This window comes from Phocaeicola faecium (genome assembly GCF_014837055.1).
GTDB lineage: Bacteria > Bacteroidota > Bacteroidia > Bacteroidales > Bacteroidaceae > Phocaeicola > Phocaeicola gallinarum.
On record NZ_JACSPQ010000009.1, the window covers coordinates 22,623 to 39,275 of the forward strand.

Sequence of the window (16,653 nt, forward strand, 5' to 3'; positions counted from 1 at the left end):
TAATATTTAAAAGGTATGAACATCATTAAAGCATCGACTGAGAAAGCAAAAAAAGTCATCAACCGTTACGGGAAAGGACTTCTTACCCTGTTTGTATTCTGTACCCTGCTAGGGACAGCCGAAATTTCTTTGGCACAGAGCGGACTGAAAATCAACAGCTTGTCTGAAGTGACTGACACTGCCAAAGAAGGAGCAGACACCATTCTTGATGTAGCCAAATACATCCTTGCAGCCGTGCTTGGTATCGCTTTGGTATTTGTCATCTATTCATTAGCCACCAACAACCCTCACGCAAAGGAGTATCTTTTGGGGTGGATTATCGCAGTAGTAGTCATCATGGTAGCCTTCCTGATTATCTGACCTATGAGAACCATGCGAAAAATCAACAAACCAATCCGCTTTTTCGGGCTTTCTTCGGGTCAGTTCGCCATTTTCATGCTGTTTGTGGCCATCACCATAATCGTGAGCATCTTCAAGCAGTTTCATCCGATACTTATCATCGGCATCATATCTGCAATACTGTTCTTCTCAGCCATGCTGTTTAAAACCCTGAAAAAAGAGCACAAAGCAGGCAATCCAGACTACCTGAGCGGACTGAGCATCCGAAGTGCGACACCCAGACGGATAACGGACAAGAAAAGAATATTCAAATTCATTTTAAACCCCGAAAGCCCATGATTGGAATCATCTTACTATTGACAGCCGTTATCTGCCTGTTGAGCCTGCTGATAGCTTTGATTTATGTCAGGCAGACAGAAATCCGCCTGACGGACAAATCCGTGGATTTGGGAGATGTGCTGCCCATACAGACCATCACAGAGGATGCGATCATCAACGGGAATGGTGACATCACGGTCGGTTACCGCCTGTTCCTTCCCGAAGTGTTCACTCTGTCAGAAAATGACGCGCAATATATCCATGAACGGTTGGAAGCCTTATTTAAGATGCTTCCGGCAGGGACGGTCGTGCACCAGCAGGCATTTTATTATAAAGGGGAATATCACAACACAGAATATTCCACCAATGCCTTGGTTTCGGAAAACAACCGTCACTTTGAGGGGAAAGAAATCCTGAATAGCTATACCAACCTGTACGTTACATTTACAAACGGCAAACGGAACGGCAAGATACGCAAAAACGCATCCGGCACATCGCTCATGCGGAAGCTGCACTACCCGTTTAAACAACCGTTTAAGGACTATAGGGAAAGATTATCCGAAATGGAATCCTTTCTGCTGAACTTTGAGAACGGGCTTGCCTCCATCCAGCAGTTTGAGATACGGAAGATGAACAGCCAGGAGCTCAACAATGCCATATACGATTACATCAACCTCTCCTATGAGACCCCCACTGACGATGCCACGCTGAAAACGGTCAATCCGATGGCAATCAATCAGAACGGGGACATGAAAATCGGGCAACAGTTCGTAGCGATGCTGTCTCTCACAAATGAAGGGGAGCATCTGCATGAACTGGTCGTTCCGCATACCGGCAAGTCGAAATCCTACGGTGGACAGATAGAAGTGCCGGACAGTATCAAAAGCAAATGCTCGATGCTTTATCCGGTAGGTTTGGGCTTGCCGTTCGACCACATTGTGAATGTGGTGATAGAGATCACAGACCCAGATGCCACGGTGACTGCCATCGGTGCTGAAAAAGACGCATTGAATTACATCACCAACTTCTATCCTCCGGCTTCAGAAAAGCAGCGCGAACAGGAAGCCTTCTGCAACGAAATCACCAAATTCGATTATCAGACCGCATATACGGCTTTCAATGTCATCGTGAACGACACGGACAAGACCACCCTCATGCGCAAAATCGCATTGGTACAGCAGGGTTATTCCTTCATGAACCAAAGCAGTTGTTATGTGGAGAATGCGGAACTGTGCAACCTGTTTTTCACGAACATTCCCGGCAATGCGAGAGCCAACTACCGGGGATTCATCAACACCACGAAACAGGCCATCTGCTATTTGCAGAAAGAAGGGATGTATTTGTCTGACAGCAAAGGACACATCTACAATGACCGTTTCGGCACACCCGTCAGAATCAACCTGTGGGATTACCCCACCTTGAACAACAAGAACCGCATCGTTATCGGTCCGTCCGGTTCGGGAAAATCATTCTGGCTGAACAACTATATCCTGCAAAGCTATGAGCTTGGCAGGGATGTCATGATTATCGACATCGGAGGTTCGTACCGTTCGATGATTGCGCTGAACCGGGGCAAGTATTTCGATTCAACGGAACAGAAGAAATTCGCGTTTAACCCATTCCTCTGCGACCGGGACAAAAACGGCAAATACCTGTATATCGACACCTCGGATGCCGAATCTGCGGATGACCTCATCAAGACCATCGTAGCCATCATCAGCTATATCTGGAAAGCCCGTGAGCCGATGCTTCCGGCAGAAAGTGCCATCCTCCGGAAATCCATTATCGGATTCTATGATTATGTGAACAACTCATCGATAGGGGAGAAGCACGAACGGATATTCCCATGCCTGACCGCATACCGGAAATTCCTGCAAGACGTATTCAGCAACCGCATGAGCGAGTTTGAAAAACAGAAATTCGAGATTGAGGAACTGATACTGCTTCTGGAGCCATATACAGAGGGAGAAATGAGTTTCCTGCTCAACGCAAAGGAAAACGTAGACATCGTGCATGACCGTCTCATCGCGTTCGACATGGAAGATGCCAGCAAGAAAGAATACTTCCCATTGGTTGCTATTATCACCCTTCAGATGATTGTCGACAAAATCAAGAAACGGCAGGGCTTCATGAAGGAACTGATTATAGACGAAGCATTGGATTTTCTTCAGGACGAGAAGTTTGGAGACTTTATCGCCTACTTGTACCGCACGTTCCGGAAAAAGGAAGGAAGCATCACCCTTGCCGCACAGAACATCCTTTTCCTGAAGAACATGCCGCCAAGCATCAAAGACTCCATCATCATCAACTGTGCAACCAAGATTATCTTAGACCATTCGGAACACCGGCAAAACTTGCCGGAAGTGCAAGCTGTACTATCCATCACGGACGAAGAACTGTTCATGATAGAATCCCTCCAGCGGACGGAACGTTGGCGTGAATTCTTCATCAAAATGTCGAATGACGCTTTCATTTTCCGCAATGAAGTCTCAGAATTTGCGGCAGTCGCATTTGACTCCCGTCAGGCTACGGTTGTCCGGCTGAAACAGCTGTTTCAGGAAACCGGTTCCACCTATACGGCCATCAACCTGTATTTAGAAGAAAGGAGGCGGCGGTATGGATGACGCGACACAAGGACTGAATGAAATCCTGAATTGGTCAGGCGATTTCAACAGCCAGTCTTACGCATTGGCCGGAAGCATCGCATCCGCCATGCTCGGAGTAGCCCTGATATTCGTAGTCTGGGCATTGGCCACTAAAAAAGACAATGCCAAAAGCTACCTGATAGCTTGGTTTGTCTGTGTGGTATTCACTTTATTATTCATCCTCAAATAAGAAAAGACAAATGAAAAGGACACTTCTTGTATTCGGTCTTATTGTCGTCTTGTTCTGCACGAACATCCGTCAGGCACACGCACAGTTTGTCGTGTCAGACCCCGGTCATACCGCACTGAACGCCACAGAATGGATAACCAACGTCAAGCAATGGATATCCCAAATCAATGAAATGATCGATGCCCAGGAACTACGGTTAGGTCTACAGAAGATAGACCAGTTAAAAGAGCTGCAATCTCTCAAAGAGCTTGCCGACCTGTTGGATGACGTGGCTTGCCTGAGCAGTGAGTACAGTTTCTACCTGAATGTCGGTTCCAACTACCATTGCCTGAAATTCCTGAACTTCCAGCGCGTAACCGTGAATCTCAGTCTGAGCACTGACCTGCTTTTTAAGGTAGCCACGGTGACCAGTTATTTCTCCATGAACTCGGAAGGACGCATGTCGTTTATCGAACAAGTGAAGGAATCTGTCGAGAAGGCTTCGGAACAAATGAGAGAATTCAACGAATCGGTACGATCTACCGTTATCTACAAATCATTGAAAGGGCATAACCGGAAAACCTATTATCAAGGACGGTTGGCCGCTTACACACGTTATACCAATTAGCCGTTATGAATCAAGACAACTTTTTATGGGGCTTGCAGATAACAGACGGGCTGACGATGGAACTCGTTTCCCAAATGACCGTCATTGCCTTCGGAGTGGGTGTCATCTGCTTCATCTGCAACATCGCTTACAACTATCTGGCGCATGGAGCCAGCCAGTTATTGAATCCGAACGAAGACAAGTTTCCGGACATGATGGAAATCGCCCGTTGCCTTGTCCTGTTCTTCTGCCTGACTTTGTATAAGCCCATCGCCCAGACGATTGTCGGGACAATGGAAGTCATCAACGAAGCCACCTCGCTCACTTCGGACAGGGCACAGGAGTTTGCACAATTCATGGCACAGTCGGCTACCGAACAGGGGGAGATGATTGCCGAGTACGACAAACACGCTTTAGAGTCGGAAGTTGCCGCAGGAGAGGACACGACCGGTGCCATGCAACAGGAGTTGGACAAAATGGATGAAGAGGATGAAATGACGGGCGTTCGCTCCAGCGTGGAGAAAATCGCCCAACTGCTCAATCCTGCCAATCTGGTTACACTAGTACTGCACGCGGTAGCTGCCTTGCTCGTCGGCATCATCCAAATCATTATCTTGGGGCTTGGCGTAGTCATCGTCAAGATTCTGGTCATTCTCGGTCCGTTTGTGTTTGCCGCAAGCATGTTGCCCGTTTTCCAGAAGCAACTAAGCATATGGTTCGGAACGCTCTGTTCCGCATGTATGGTATTTACAGTAATCAATATCCTCAACCAGATCATGTGGCAAACCCTAAAAGCCATCTATACGGAAAGTGCAGACACGGTAGATGCAGCCACCCAGCAGCTTCAGTATCTCGGACTTGACTTGGCGATGATTGGTGCCTATTGCAGTTGCTTCTGGTTATCCTCAAAGATTGTAGGACACAGCGATGCCGGAAAAATCATCTCTAAAACCGTCTCCATCGTAACGACAGCTGCCACGATTGCGCTGATGGGTGGAGCCGCTGCCGGAAAGCTCACCAATGTAGGAGCCGCCGCTAGTGCAGGAGAAAGCATCATAGACAATAATAAAAAGTGAAAACATTATGGACTTGACAAAATTCAAAGGAGCAGATGATACTGTCAGACTGACCATCCGGCTTTCCATCGGCTATTGTATCCTATTGACAGCCGCTTTTGTAAGCTGCATCATCTACCTGACCGTAAAGATAGAGAAAGCCTACAGCCAGGCATTGGTCATCGACAAGAACGGGGAAGTATATGAGACAAGCAGCCTACCAGCCGGTTCCATGCGCAAATACGAGTATCTCAACCACGTGAAAACCTTCGTTACCCACTGGTATGCATTCGATGAAAGCACGTATGAAGGCAACATATCCCTTGCGCTGAACCTTATCGGGAACAAGGGAAAAGAACTGTTGAACGAATACAATGACGTGAACATGCTCAATTCGCTTATCCAGAAAAACATCCGGTACGGTGTCACCATCAAGGACGTGGAAATCCATACGAATACCATTCCCGTATCAGGAAAGATACTGTTCACCCAGACCGGCTACCGGGCAAGAGGGAGCGTATCGCGCGACATTGAAGCCGAATTTACCCTTTATGACGTATCGCGAAGCGAAGACAATGCGCACGGGGCAAAGATAGAGGACTGGATTGTCCGTTATTCAGAGCCGGTGGAAAACGGCGATGACCTGCTCCACCAGACAAGCCCCTCCACTGCGGATGAGAATGAACCCAATCCTGAAAACTCAAACAGATAAGCCATGAACATGAAAGATTTATTGAAAGACAAGAACAAGCTGCTGGTGGTCATACCCATCCTGTTAGGCATCCTGTTTATTTATGTGTTCTTCCTGCACGGTTCCGGTCAGGAAACGCAGGAATCATCCGATAACCGCACAGCGGAAACCCTGTTGGAACCCGAATCGCGTGTTGCCGAGAAAGCCGCCAACAAAATGGAAGCCTATAAGCAAGACGAAAGGGAGAAACAGGAACAAGCCCGCCTTCAGGAAGCCTCACGTGTCAGAGGTTCTGACTTCTATTTTGAAATGCAGAACCGGGAAGAAAAATATGACGAAGCGACACTTGAACGTATCCGAAGGATGCATAAAGACCCGTATTCAGAAGTCATGAAAGAATACGGTGGAGGAAAAGACGGACGTTTTTCCCGGCAACTGGAAGCCCAACTAAACGGGTTGGAAGATGAAGAAGCCCTGAACGAGATTATCCGGAAAGCCAAGAAAAACGCGCGCATCCGGAAAGACCTTGCAGAATCAAGTGCATACCGTGAAAAGATGTATGAGCGAATTTCCGGGTATGACAAAGAAGAACAAGCACCGGCAAGCCAACCCGTCTCTTCAGACACCATGAACAACCGGGTACAACACGCTCCCATTTATTTGGCTGGAAATGGGAAGCGGATGCGCAGACAACGCTCCGCACTTCCCAAAAGCAGCAACCTTATCAAAGCCTGCATTCACGGAGACCAGACCATTGTCACGGGCAGCACAGTACGGATGCGCCTGTTGGAAGACGTGCATGTATCAGGAATGAAGATACCTGCTAACACGCTGTTCTACGGCACCGCCACATTAGGAGCCAGCCGATTAGATATTGTCATCAACAACCTGAAAGTCGGAAACAGCATCAACCCAGTCTCCTTCCTTGTTTTCGACAATGATGCGATGGAAGGGCTGAACCTGCCGAACAACATGAAGGCGACAGCGGCCAAACGCATGGAGCAGGGGCTTGTGCAGAACATTGACATGCCGCTCTCCAGTATCGGAACAATGACCAGTGAGGTCACAAGTGCCATCAACGCCACGACACAGATAGCTAAGCAAATCTTGAACATGAGCCTGTCGCAGACCAAAGTACATCTGAAAAGCAACTATATCATGTACATACAGGAAGAAAGCGAGGAATCAAAGCTCAAACGGGAAGCCGTCCAGCAAGAACTGCAAAAGCTATACAGCCAACTGGAGCAGGAGAAAGAGAAAAAGAAGTCTCACCCTTTAAAAACACTCATAGACAAGTTATGACCGACATACTCAACTATCTGTTGGCGCTATCCGCAATTTTCTTCGGCTACCGCATCTATATATCACGAAGGAAGGGGAAAAGTTTCCGAGAAATCCGTCCGCTGACCCTCTCGTTCGTTATCTGTGTTCTCCTTTTATGGGGAATCACCGTATTCACCGCATTTTTCAATTAAAATCACAGAGACATGAAAAAGATAAAAATCGCATACATGCTGTTCGGATTGCTCTGTTGTCTGTCCGCATCCGCACAAGAGACTGAGACACCCCGGAAAGAGGCAATCACCCAAAAGGACATCCGCATCTCTTTCGACTATGTGAAGCACCTTGTCTTTCCCGTACAGGTGTCGGACATTGCCATCGGAAAAGAAAACCTGATACTGGCTGAACGGGTGGAGGAAGCCCCACATATCGTCCGGTTGTCCGCACAGGCCGAGGATTTTGAAGAAGAAACGAACCTTACCGTTGTCTGCATTGACGGAAGCGTCTACACCTATCACGTCACTTACCAGTCCGGCGATAAGACGGACACCTGTCCGGTCATTTATGAAGACAACGGCAAATGGCAGCACCATGACTACCGGGCGGAAGTAAGCGACCTGCATGTCACCGAGTTCTTTTTCCCGGAAGATGTCGTTTACGGTACCCCAGGCAACGAAATGTCATTCAGCCTTTCCACCTACAACAACCAGTTGAAAGTAATTACAGCACCCGATGCCGTAGCGTATTCCAACCTGTTTGTCATCGACAAGGATATGAACACCTACCATATCACAATCCGGAGAAACGAAACAGCATCCTACACCTATAACTTCGACAACGCGCGCCAATATACGGCTCATGTAGACGTAAATAGCCAAGAAATGGAGAAGTGCATCCGTGAGCTAAGGACAAAAGAACGGAACATTTTCAGTCTGGGTGTCATCAAGAACAAGTTTGAGCTTTCAATGGCCAATCTCTATGTACACAATGATTTCATGTTCTTTGTCTTTGACGTAAGAAACAATTCCCACATTGATTACGACATCGAGTTTGTGAAATGCTTCCAACGTGACCTGAAGAAAAGCAAGAACGCCATCCAGCAGGAAACGGCCATAGACCCCGTTTACCTGAAGGACTTTGAGACCAAAATCAAGGGGAAGAGCCGGAACCGCCTGATACTCGGATTCCAGAAATTCACCATCCCGGATGACAAAGTTTTTGAAATCGAGATGTATGAGAGAAACGGCGGACGCCACATGAAGCTCGCTGTATTCAATGAATATATCCTATCCGCAGAACCCTTATATAAAGAACGCCCATGACCCTAAAAGAAGCACTGGATTCCTATCAGTTTGACAACGTAGGACAATTCAACGGTATTGCCCGTTCGCTCGGCTACCAGACTGAATATAAAGATAGATATTTCCGTTTCCACAAAGACGGGGAAGAAACTATCCTGCACATCGATCAGATACGGGCAATAGCCGGAAGCAAGCCCGATAACTCCTTACGGGAGCAATCTAAGGAACGTGTTTCCGGGATTTTCGACAAAGACCGGGCCAACGACCCCGCATACGCTGCTGAACTGGAACAGAAGGGTATCAGCATCATCCGGTGGGAAAATCTGAAAGGGCAGGACAAGGACGGATTTACCGTTATCGACCACCGTCACAAGGTATGCTATACCGGTCAATCCTTATACGAGTACGCCCATAAAAACGGGAACATTCTTGACGGTAAAGGAACGAGACTGGAGAAAGGCATCCTGTCAGATATGATGGAGATTAACGGCAAACAGGGCAAGCTGCGGTTCAGTGAAAACGGCATATCCGTGTTCTACCGTAAAGAGACGCTGACCATTCCCGATAAGATATTAGGGAAAAAGCTCAGCAAGAAAGACAAGGAGCTTCTGCTTGCAGGAGAGATTGTCCCCCTTACGGTCAAGAAAAAAGACCTGATGCTGCAAGTGGATAAAGACCTGAATTCCGTCATCGTCCGTTCCAATCAAGAGATACGGATTCCTGAAGCCATCGGACAAACATCCGAATATCAAGGATATAAACTGACCAAAGCGGACAAATACCTGCTTGCCAACGGACATACGCTTGAAAACATACTGATGCACAGCAAAGAAGGGTATTTCATTGCAGATGTCCGGCTGACCGATGACAAAAAAGGCATCCAGTTCACCAACATACAGAGCCTTACACCGTCAAAAGCACAGGAACTGATAAAAGAAATGACACCCAAACTAGGCTCATCCACCCAACGGGATATCCCTAATGAAGAACGCTCGACACGTGACATGGAAGCCGAATTAAGGGAAGCCATCGAAAAAAAAGACTTCGAGAAGCTACAAAGCCTGAAAGAAGAAGGCTACCGCCCCAGTGAAGAATACATCCGTGGAATCGCCAAGGAAAAAGGACTGGATGAACGTCAGACCGCGTCCGTCTATCAGGTATTCGGCATTGCTACCGAAATGAAAAACGAACAGGAAAGCATAGCCCAAAAGCTTTATGAAGCCGCATTGAAAAACGATTTCGTGACGATACAGGAAATACAATCCGGCGGTTACCGGCTGCGCAATGACGATCTCACCCACATGCGTGAATCCGGCGTACAGTCCAACACCCTCATCGCCATACAGAAAATATTCGGGCTAAAAGCCCAAGAAAAGAACATGGGAGACGTGCGACTTGCCAACAGTGCAAAACCGGAAAATGCCAAAGACATGGTACGCCCCATAGCCAGCACCATCAACCGTGCATTCAATGACCTTTAAAAAAGCAATACAATGGATTACGAAGAACTGGTACAGAAAAATCAGGCAGGAGAAATCAGCGATTTAGAGTTCCTGCTGGCGCAAGAAGAACTTGCGCAAGCCTACAAGGAGGCAATGAAAGAAAGCCTTCAGGAGATAAATGACGAGACAGCCAGAAAATGGCTGCTCCAGTATGAAAACGATAAATTATACGGACATGGAGACAGCTGGTGACAAAGCATTGAAACTGTTCGCAGACTTAATGGTAGAGAAAATCCACCAAGTCGAGGACAACTGGCACAAGCCTTGGCTATCCACCCAAGGCGGAGGATTGCCACAGAACATAGAAGGGCGTGCATACAATGGTGTAAATTCCTTCATGCTGTTTCTACTTTCGGAAAAAATGAATTATTCCCTTCCGGTATATATGACCTTCATGCAAGCGAAGGAGAGCGGAGTGAATGTCCTGAAAGGAGAAAAATCATTTCCGGTCATCTATTGGAACTTCTCCATTAAAGACAAGGAAGGGCGGAAAATCACGCTTGACCAATACAGGGCACTGAGCAAGGAAGAGCAAGAACGGTACAAAGTTACCCCTTTCATGAAAACTTACAACGTATTCAACGTGCATCAGACCAACCTGCAAGAAATACACCCGGAGAAATGGGAATCCCTGAAAGAGAAGTTTCAGGCACCGGCCTTAAAGGATGAACAGGGAATGTTTACCATGCCTCTGTTGGACGCTCTGATGCGCGAACAGAAATGGATTTGCCCGATTCAACAACAGGTAGGTGACAAAGCCTATCATGTCCGGGGAGAAAACGGGTACATCGTCATACCGAAAAAAGGTCAGTTCAACAGCGGCGAGAATTTCTATTCGACCCTGCTGCACGAAATGGCACATTCCACCGGGGAACCTGCATACTTGAACCGTGAAAAAGGCAGGATTTTCGGTGACGAAAAATATGCAAGGGAAGAACTGGTAGCCGAACTCACTGCGGCAACTACCGGTCAGGCGATGGGCATATCCACCCATATCCGCGAAGAGAACGCCATGTATCTAAAGAACTGGCTTGCCGCACTGAAGGAAGATCCGAAATTCATCTATTCCCTTTTGTCTGACGTAGGCAAAGCCAGCGGCATGATTCAGGAAGTAAGCCAATCCATGCACCCCTACCTAAGCCCAGAGGAACGCTTTCTGACAGCCGTACTCAAACATGACGGAAAGGAGCTTGAAGAAATGAAGAAAGACGGTTTCATACCTTCGGAAAAAAACATCGAAAGGGCAAGGACAAACGGCATTACGGAAACCGGAAGCGAATTGCTTGCAAACATCTATGAAATTGCCGTTCCTCCAACGATTGAAACGGCAACCGTCCATAAAGGTTATGAGCCACAACTCGGATTATAGATTATAAACAACTTAAAAAACAATCATTATGTTTACAGGAGAAATCATCGGTTATGTCGGTGCGGATGCACGCACCAACAAGAACGGGAAAGGATTCAATTTCCACGTATCACACAAATTCAGAAACGCGGACAGTGAAGAACAGACCTTATGGGTATGCTGCTTCGTGAACTTTGAAAGCAAAGTAATGGAATACCTGAAGAAAGGCACGCAAGTCTATGTATGCGGAGATGTCTACGCCGATGTGTTCCATAAAGAGGACGGCAGTCATGTCCCTTCCGTCAGCCTGAATATCTCGCGCATCGAGCTCTTGGGCAAAGCGGATAAGAAAGAAGAATCAACGGTATCCCAATCTTAACAAGCAGACGATGGAAAGAGAAAAGAAAGACCTGTCATTTATCCTGATTCTGCTCTCCACCCTGATAGGCATCGCCGTACTTTTCCAATGGGCAATAGTGAACGGTCTGTATATGCCGCACGGCAATCCGTCACTGTGGGAAAAGCTGATGGAGAAAGGCATGATGTTCCGGTTCCTGTACGTCATCCTCATCAGCGGGCTTGCCTTTCTCTTTCCGGTCGGTATGCCAAAAGACGAAAGCCGGAAATGGTTTTATGCCAGCATGACGCTGCTGACCGCTTCGATGTTGGTCATCGGATTCAGCCGTCTTTCCCATTGGTACAACCTGTTCGTTTTCCCATGCCTGTTTGCCGCCTATACCTTGTTGGTCATCAAAACCCTTCCATACTTCATCCGCAAGCACGTCAAATCTGAGGAAAGCATCTTCGGTCTGAGCAATGAGGAATCACCGTTCTACTTCCGGTTTGAGACAGCGAATGGTCCGCTGACCATCCACAAACCCCAACAGAACATCTATATCGATGGCGGTCCGGGGTCTGGGAAGTCTGAAAGTTGGATAAAAGGCATGATTTACCAGTGTGCTGAACGCAATTATGCCGGATTCATCTATGACTGGGAAGGAGACCCTACCAAAGCCAACTCGCCCATTCTCTCACGCATAGCCTACGGGAGCATCGAGCACTTCAAGAAACAAGGCAGGGAAGTACCCGGCTTCGCCTACATCAACTTCGTGGATATGTCCCGTACAGTCCGGGTGAATGTTCTTTCGCCACGCTACATGTACAAAGGCAACGAATCCCTGTTTATCCGGAACATCATCACGACATTGATGAAGAACCTCGAAGCCAGTTGGAAGGAAAAGACCGACTTTTGGGCTAACAACGCTATCAATTATGTCTATTCAATCGCTTACAAGTGCTTCAAGGAACGTGAGCAAGGCATCTGCACGCTTCCTCATGTCATTGCTTTTGCTCTTTCTGACAGCGATCTTGTGTTTCACTGGCTTTCAGAAGACCCGGAAATCGCACTGAACATGTCATCGATGCTGACCGCATGGAAACTTGGCGCCCAACAGCAGACTGCCGGTGCCGTTTCATCCGCACAGACTCCGCTTGTCCTGCTGAACAACAAGTACATTTTCTGGGTATTATCTCCCTTGCCTGAAGAAGAGTTCTCATTAGACATCACCAACAAGGAACATCCTACGCTGCTCTGCGTTGGCAATGCACCCACCATCAAGGAAGCCGTATCTCCGGCAATCTCCTGCATCGGAAGCGTGCTCATGTCGCAGATGAACAATCCGGGCAAGGCGACCAGCGTGTTCATGGTGGACGAGTTCCCCACCATCCTCCTGCAAGGAATAGACACCTTCATCGGAACAGCCCGAAAGCACAACGTATCGACCATCCTTGCCGTGCAGGATTTCAACCAAGCGATCCGTGATTACGGCGAGAAAAGCGCGAATATCCTGAAAGCCTCCTGCGGGACACAAGCCTACGGCATGACCGGAAACGAAAAGACCGCCAAGGACATTGAAAGCCTCTTAGGAGAACAGAAGGAAGCACAACAGTCTTATTCACATCAGGAAAGCGGAAGCAACAGCATGACCGAAAGCCTGCAAAAAGAAAAGGTGCTGAAAGCCCGTGAAGTGGCCGGTCAGTCTGCCGGTCATTTCACCGGGAAAATTGCCGGTGGGAAACCGCCCTATTTCAGCGTCCAATTCCAAATGTGCCGGTTTGAGGAACAAGAAATACCCCGTTTCTCTTTTCCGGTCAAGCTTGGAAAGGGAAAGGAGAAACTGGAACTGGAGATACTGGAAGAAATCGTACAGCAGAACTACATCAGAATCATCAGCGATGTGAATGCCATCCTTAACAACGTGGCAGACCGGTTGAAGAACCAAACCGCAAACACAACCAACCAACGGAAACAATAATGAAAATACAAACGAACCATTTAAATTTTTGAAATATGAAAAAGCATTATCAAGCATTCTTAGCGATTTTATGCACAACCTTGTGCATCATGACCTCGTGCAACAGCGAAAACGATCCATCCGTAACAGACAGCGGAAGCATATACCGGGTAGTCGTGGAAGTCAACGGAAACAGCCCTAAAGGGAACCTGCATCTGTATAACCTTGACGGAGTAGCGTTCAGGAACGAGCAGACCGGAGAACGGACGGAGCAAGTCAATGAGAGTTTCACCAGCCGGACGTCTTACGTCACAGACGGAAAAGTCTGCAAAATCACAGCACAAGGCATCCTGTATTCAAAAGAAGATGCGAGGCTTACCATGAACGTGTATAAAGACGGAGAGACGGTATTCAGTCAATCCAAACAGCTGACTGCTGTTCCGGGTACAGACACCACCATTGACCTAGTGTACAGTACCGTAAAATGAAAATTCCTCTGTCCGATACCTGCCTATATCGGGCAGAGGCACAACTGCCCGCCGCATGGGGTGATACCCTAAGAAAAGCCTTACCATAGCAAAAAAACATGCGCTTTTTTTCTCTGCTTGAAAGAAAATTATTATCTTTGTGAAAGATAATTTTTGTTATTTATAATTCCAGAAGAAACCGATGAGATTTGACAGATTCATAGACAGACAGGATTTGTTGGAACGGATTAAGGGAGCGTTCCAACGGCAGCATCCACAATTCGTTGTCATTTATGGCAGGCGACGCATCGGGAAATCCACGCTCATTAAGGAAATCCTGATGGAAAATGATGTGTATTTCCTCAGTGACCAGACCAATGAAGCCAACCAGCGGATACTGTTCGCCAAATCCGTTTCCGACATCATCCCCCGTTTCGACAAGGTGGTTTACCCTGATTGGGAAACGTTGCTGTTGGAACTGAATGGACGGATAACCCGGCGTATTGTGGTCTGTCTGGATGAATTTCCGTATATGGTCAAAAGCTGTGCTGCACTTCCCTCTGTCATCCAGAAGCTGCTGAACGGAAGGACGCTCAGGTTCGACCTGATTGTCTGCGGCTCTTCGCAACAACTGATGCAAGGTTATGTATTGGACAGGAAAGAACCGCTATATGGTCTGGCTGACGAGATTATCAGATTGGAACCTATACCTGTTCCGTATATCTGCCAGGCATTGGGCGTGGATGAGACGACTGCGGTGGAAGAATACGCCGTTTGGGGCGGGATTCCCAGATATTGGGAGCTGAGAGCTGATTATCCGGACCTGTACACCGCCATAAGAAGATTGGTTTTAGACACTAAAGGAATATTGGCGGAGGAGCCCCAAAGACTTCTCCGGGATGACCTTCGCGACACGGTGCAGACCTCCACTATCCTTTCCATCATTGGCAACGGCGTGAACAGGATTACCGAGATTGCGGCACGTGCCGGAAAAGAAGCCACCCAAATATCCGAACCGTTAAGCAAGCTCCGTGAGTTGGGGTATGTCAGACGGGAAGTCCCTTTCGGCGAGAGCGAGAAAAAAAGCAAGAAAGGCATCTACCGCATCAACGACAACATGCTGCAATTCTATTACCGGTTTGTCGCGCCTCACCGTTCCATCCTTGAATTGGGGCGTGTTGATCGGGTCATGAGCCTCGTTGAATCGCAATTCAACCAATATGTCGGCGACTGTTGGGAACATCTCTGCCGCCAGTTCGTGAGCGGCAATGAGATTGACGGAATCGCATACGGCATGGCTTCCAGATGGTGGGGGAAAATATTCCCGGATGACGGCAAGGCAGGGAAGATGGCTGAACTGGATGTCGTGGCTGAATCCTTTGACAAAAGACACATCCTTATCGGAGAGTGCAAATGGACGGGTGGGGAGGATGCCCAAAGGCTGCTCCACGACTTATCCGAAAAAGCCCGGTGCCTCCCGTTCGTCAAGGACAATCAGGAAGTGCATTTCGTCCTGTTTCTGAAACGGGAACCTGTACACAAAGAAGCCGTCCGCTATTTCCTGCCGGAAGATATTCTAAAGAGTCTCTAACCCTACAACACCAACAAGATGAAAGTAGACTTCAATCAGATAAAGACCGCCATTTCCTTACCGGATTTCCTGTTGCAGTTGGGATGGAAGTTCGTCAGCGGATCGTCAAATGCCTGCCCGAAGATGAGCAACGGCACACACACGATCGTCATCAAGCGCAACGCACAGAATCAGTACACCTATTGGGATGTACACAGTGACAGCATTCGTGGAAGAAGCATCCTTGACTTCATGCAGGAACACCTGCTTGAAACGACCGGAAAAAGACCGTCATTGCGAGAGGTAGGGGAGATACTACAGAAATACATAAACACCAACCGGATTGTCACGCCCGAACAAAGCAGGTATGATGTAGGAAACACTTCCATGAACATGAATGAACTGCAATTCTATCTGAACCAACTGAAGCCTTACAGCGGCAATTACCTTCAGAAAAGAGGCATCAAGAAAGAAAGCATCGAGAGCAAAGTGTTTCAGAACACCTTCTTCATCCGCGAAGTGCGGAACAAAGGAAGCGTCTACCGGAATGTCTGCGTAAAAATGTACAGCGAAAGGGGAGTGGAAGCCATCTCCCAGCGGAACGAAAACTTCAAGGGCATCATCGGCGGAAAGTTCGACTGTCTTGCCACAAGCTCACACGACAAAAGCCGTCCGATTGACATCCTGTATGTAGGTGAATCCATCATTGACTGCATTTCGCATTACCAGTTAAAACAAGAAAATACACCGATGAACCTCGTATATGTATCTACCGAAGGCACACTGACCGAAGGGCAGATGCGTCTGCTCCGCATCATCCTTGACAAAAATGAAGTGAAGGCGATGCGCACGATATTCGACAACGACAAGCAAGGGTATAAGTACACCCTATGGATGCAGCGTTACTTCTATGGGAAAGACATCGACACGGAAAGCATGAGTACAGCGGAACTGGCGGCAGAGGTGGCGATGTTGGAAAGTGCGGAACTGCCGGAACACAAGGACTGGAATGATGACTTGAAAATCGTCTATAACATAACAGAGGAATCACATTAATACAAACGAG

The 16,653-nt window shown here is 47.7% G+C and carries 17 protein-coding genes; all 17 read left to right on the plus strand.

Annotated features, from left to right (window positions below; genetic code table 11):
• The first annotated feature begins 15 nt into the window (after window positions 1-15).
• The 17 genes from H9626_RS09025 to H9626_RS09105 all read left to right on the plus strand — a co-directional run bounded on the left by H9626_RS09025 (window position 16) and on the right by H9626_RS09105 (window position 16,643).
• A complete protein-coding gene (locus H9626_RS09025) occupies window positions 16-360 on the plus strand; it encodes a hypothetical protein (protein ID WP_191710278.1) in 345 nt (114 codons plus the stop codon).
• A gap of 3 nt (window positions 361-363) precedes the next feature.
• Window positions 364-678 carry a hypothetical protein gene (locus tag H9626_RS09030; RefSeq protein WP_191710279.1) on the plus strand — a complete coding sequence of 105 codons (315 nt, stop codon included), beginning with the start codon at window positions 364-366 and terminating at the stop codon, window positions 676-678.
• Window positions 675-3,281 carry a TraG family conjugative transposon ATPase gene (locus H9626_RS09035; protein ID WP_191710280.1) on the plus strand — a complete coding sequence of 869 codons (2,607 nt, stop codon included), beginning with the start codon at window positions 675-677 and terminating at the stop codon, window positions 3,279-3,281. Before H9626_RS09030 ends, H9626_RS09035 begins: the two co-directional genes overlap by 4 nt.
• Window positions 3,274-3,492, plus strand: a complete 219-nt coding sequence (locus H9626_RS09040) for a hypothetical protein (RefSeq protein WP_191710281.1) — start codon at window positions 3,274-3,276, stop codon at window positions 3,490-3,492. The genes H9626_RS09035 and H9626_RS09040 overlap by 8 nt, the downstream gene beginning before the upstream one ends.
• 10 nt (window positions 3,493-3,502) lie before the next feature.
• Window positions 3,503-4,099, plus strand: a complete 597-nt coding sequence (locus tag H9626_RS09045; protein WP_191710282.1) for a hypothetical protein — start codon at window positions 3,503-3,505, stop codon at window positions 4,097-4,099.
• 5 nt (window positions 4,100-4,104) lie between these two features.
• Window positions 4,105-5,154 (plus strand): TraJ family protein, encoded by a 1,050-nt coding sequence (locus tag H9626_RS09050; RefSeq protein WP_191710283.1) that lies wholly within the window; start codon window positions 4,105-4,107, stop codon window positions 5,152-5,154.
• Window positions 5,155-5,161: 7 nt separating this feature from the next.
• Window positions 5,162-5,845 carry a hypothetical protein gene (locus H9626_RS09055; protein ID WP_191710284.1) on the plus strand — a complete coding sequence of 228 codons (684 nt, stop codon included), beginning with the start codon at window positions 5,162-5,164 and terminating at the stop codon, window positions 5,843-5,845.
• A gap of 3 nt (window positions 5,846-5,848) precedes the next feature.
• Window positions 5,849-7,126: a conjugative transposon protein TraM gene (traM, locus tag H9626_RS09060; protein ID WP_191710285.1), complete on the plus strand. Its 1,278-nt coding sequence runs from the start codon at window positions 5,849-5,851 to the stop codon at window positions 7,124-7,126.
• Window positions 7,127-7,311: 185 nt separating this feature from the next.
• Window positions 7,312-8,427, plus strand: coding sequence for a DUF4138 domain-containing protein (locus H9626_RS09065; protein ID WP_191710286.1), 1,116 nt, complete (start codon window positions 7,312-7,314; stop codon window positions 8,425-8,427).
• Window positions 8,424-9,887, plus strand: a complete 1,464-nt coding sequence (locus H9626_RS09070; protein WP_191710287.1) for a DUF3945 domain-containing protein — start codon at window positions 8,424-8,426, stop codon at window positions 9,885-9,887. The genes H9626_RS09065 and H9626_RS09070 overlap by 4 nt, the downstream gene beginning before the upstream one ends.
• Window positions 9,888-9,899: 12 nt before the next feature.
• Complete coding sequence (locus H9626_RS09075; RefSeq protein ID WP_191710288.1) at window positions 9,900-10,100, plus strand: hypothetical protein; 201 nt, start codon at window positions 9,900-9,902, stop codon at window positions 10,098-10,100.
• The gene (locus H9626_RS09080) at window positions 10,060-11,277 is read left to right on the plus strand and encodes an ArdC family protein (RefSeq protein ID WP_225230945.1); all 1,218 of its coding nucleotides are present in this window, start codon (window positions 10,060-10,062) and stop codon (window positions 11,275-11,277) included. The genes H9626_RS09075 and H9626_RS09080 overlap by 41 nt, the downstream gene beginning before the upstream one ends.
• A gap of 28 nt (window positions 11,278-11,305) precedes the next feature.
• On the plus strand, window positions 11,306-11,635 hold the full coding sequence (locus H9626_RS09085) for a single-stranded DNA-binding protein (RefSeq protein ID WP_191710289.1): 330 nt from the start codon (window positions 11,306-11,308) through the stop codon (window positions 11,633-11,635).
• A 10-nt stretch (window positions 11,636-11,645) separates the two neighbouring features.
• A complete protein-coding gene (locus H9626_RS09090) occupies window positions 11,646-13,571 on the plus strand; it encodes a type IV secretory system conjugative DNA transfer family protein (protein ID WP_191710290.1) in 1,926 nt (641 codons plus the stop codon).
• Between the two features lie 35 nt (window positions 13,572-13,606).
• Window positions 13,607-14,038, plus strand: coding sequence for a beta-barrel fold lipoprotein (locus H9626_RS09095; RefSeq protein ID WP_191710291.1), 432 nt, complete (start codon window positions 13,607-13,609; stop codon window positions 14,036-14,038).
• Window positions 14,039-14,219: 181 nt separating this feature from the next.
• Complete coding sequence (locus H9626_RS09100; protein WP_191710292.1) at window positions 14,220-15,608, plus strand: ATP-binding protein; 1,389 nt, start codon at window positions 14,220-14,222, stop codon at window positions 15,606-15,608.
• 18 nt (window positions 15,609-15,626) lie between these two features.
• A complete protein-coding gene (locus H9626_RS09105; RefSeq protein WP_191710293.1) occupies window positions 15,627-16,643 on the plus strand; it encodes a toprim domain-containing protein in 1,017 nt (338 codons plus the stop codon).
• Window positions 16,644-16,653 lie beyond the last annotated feature (10 nt).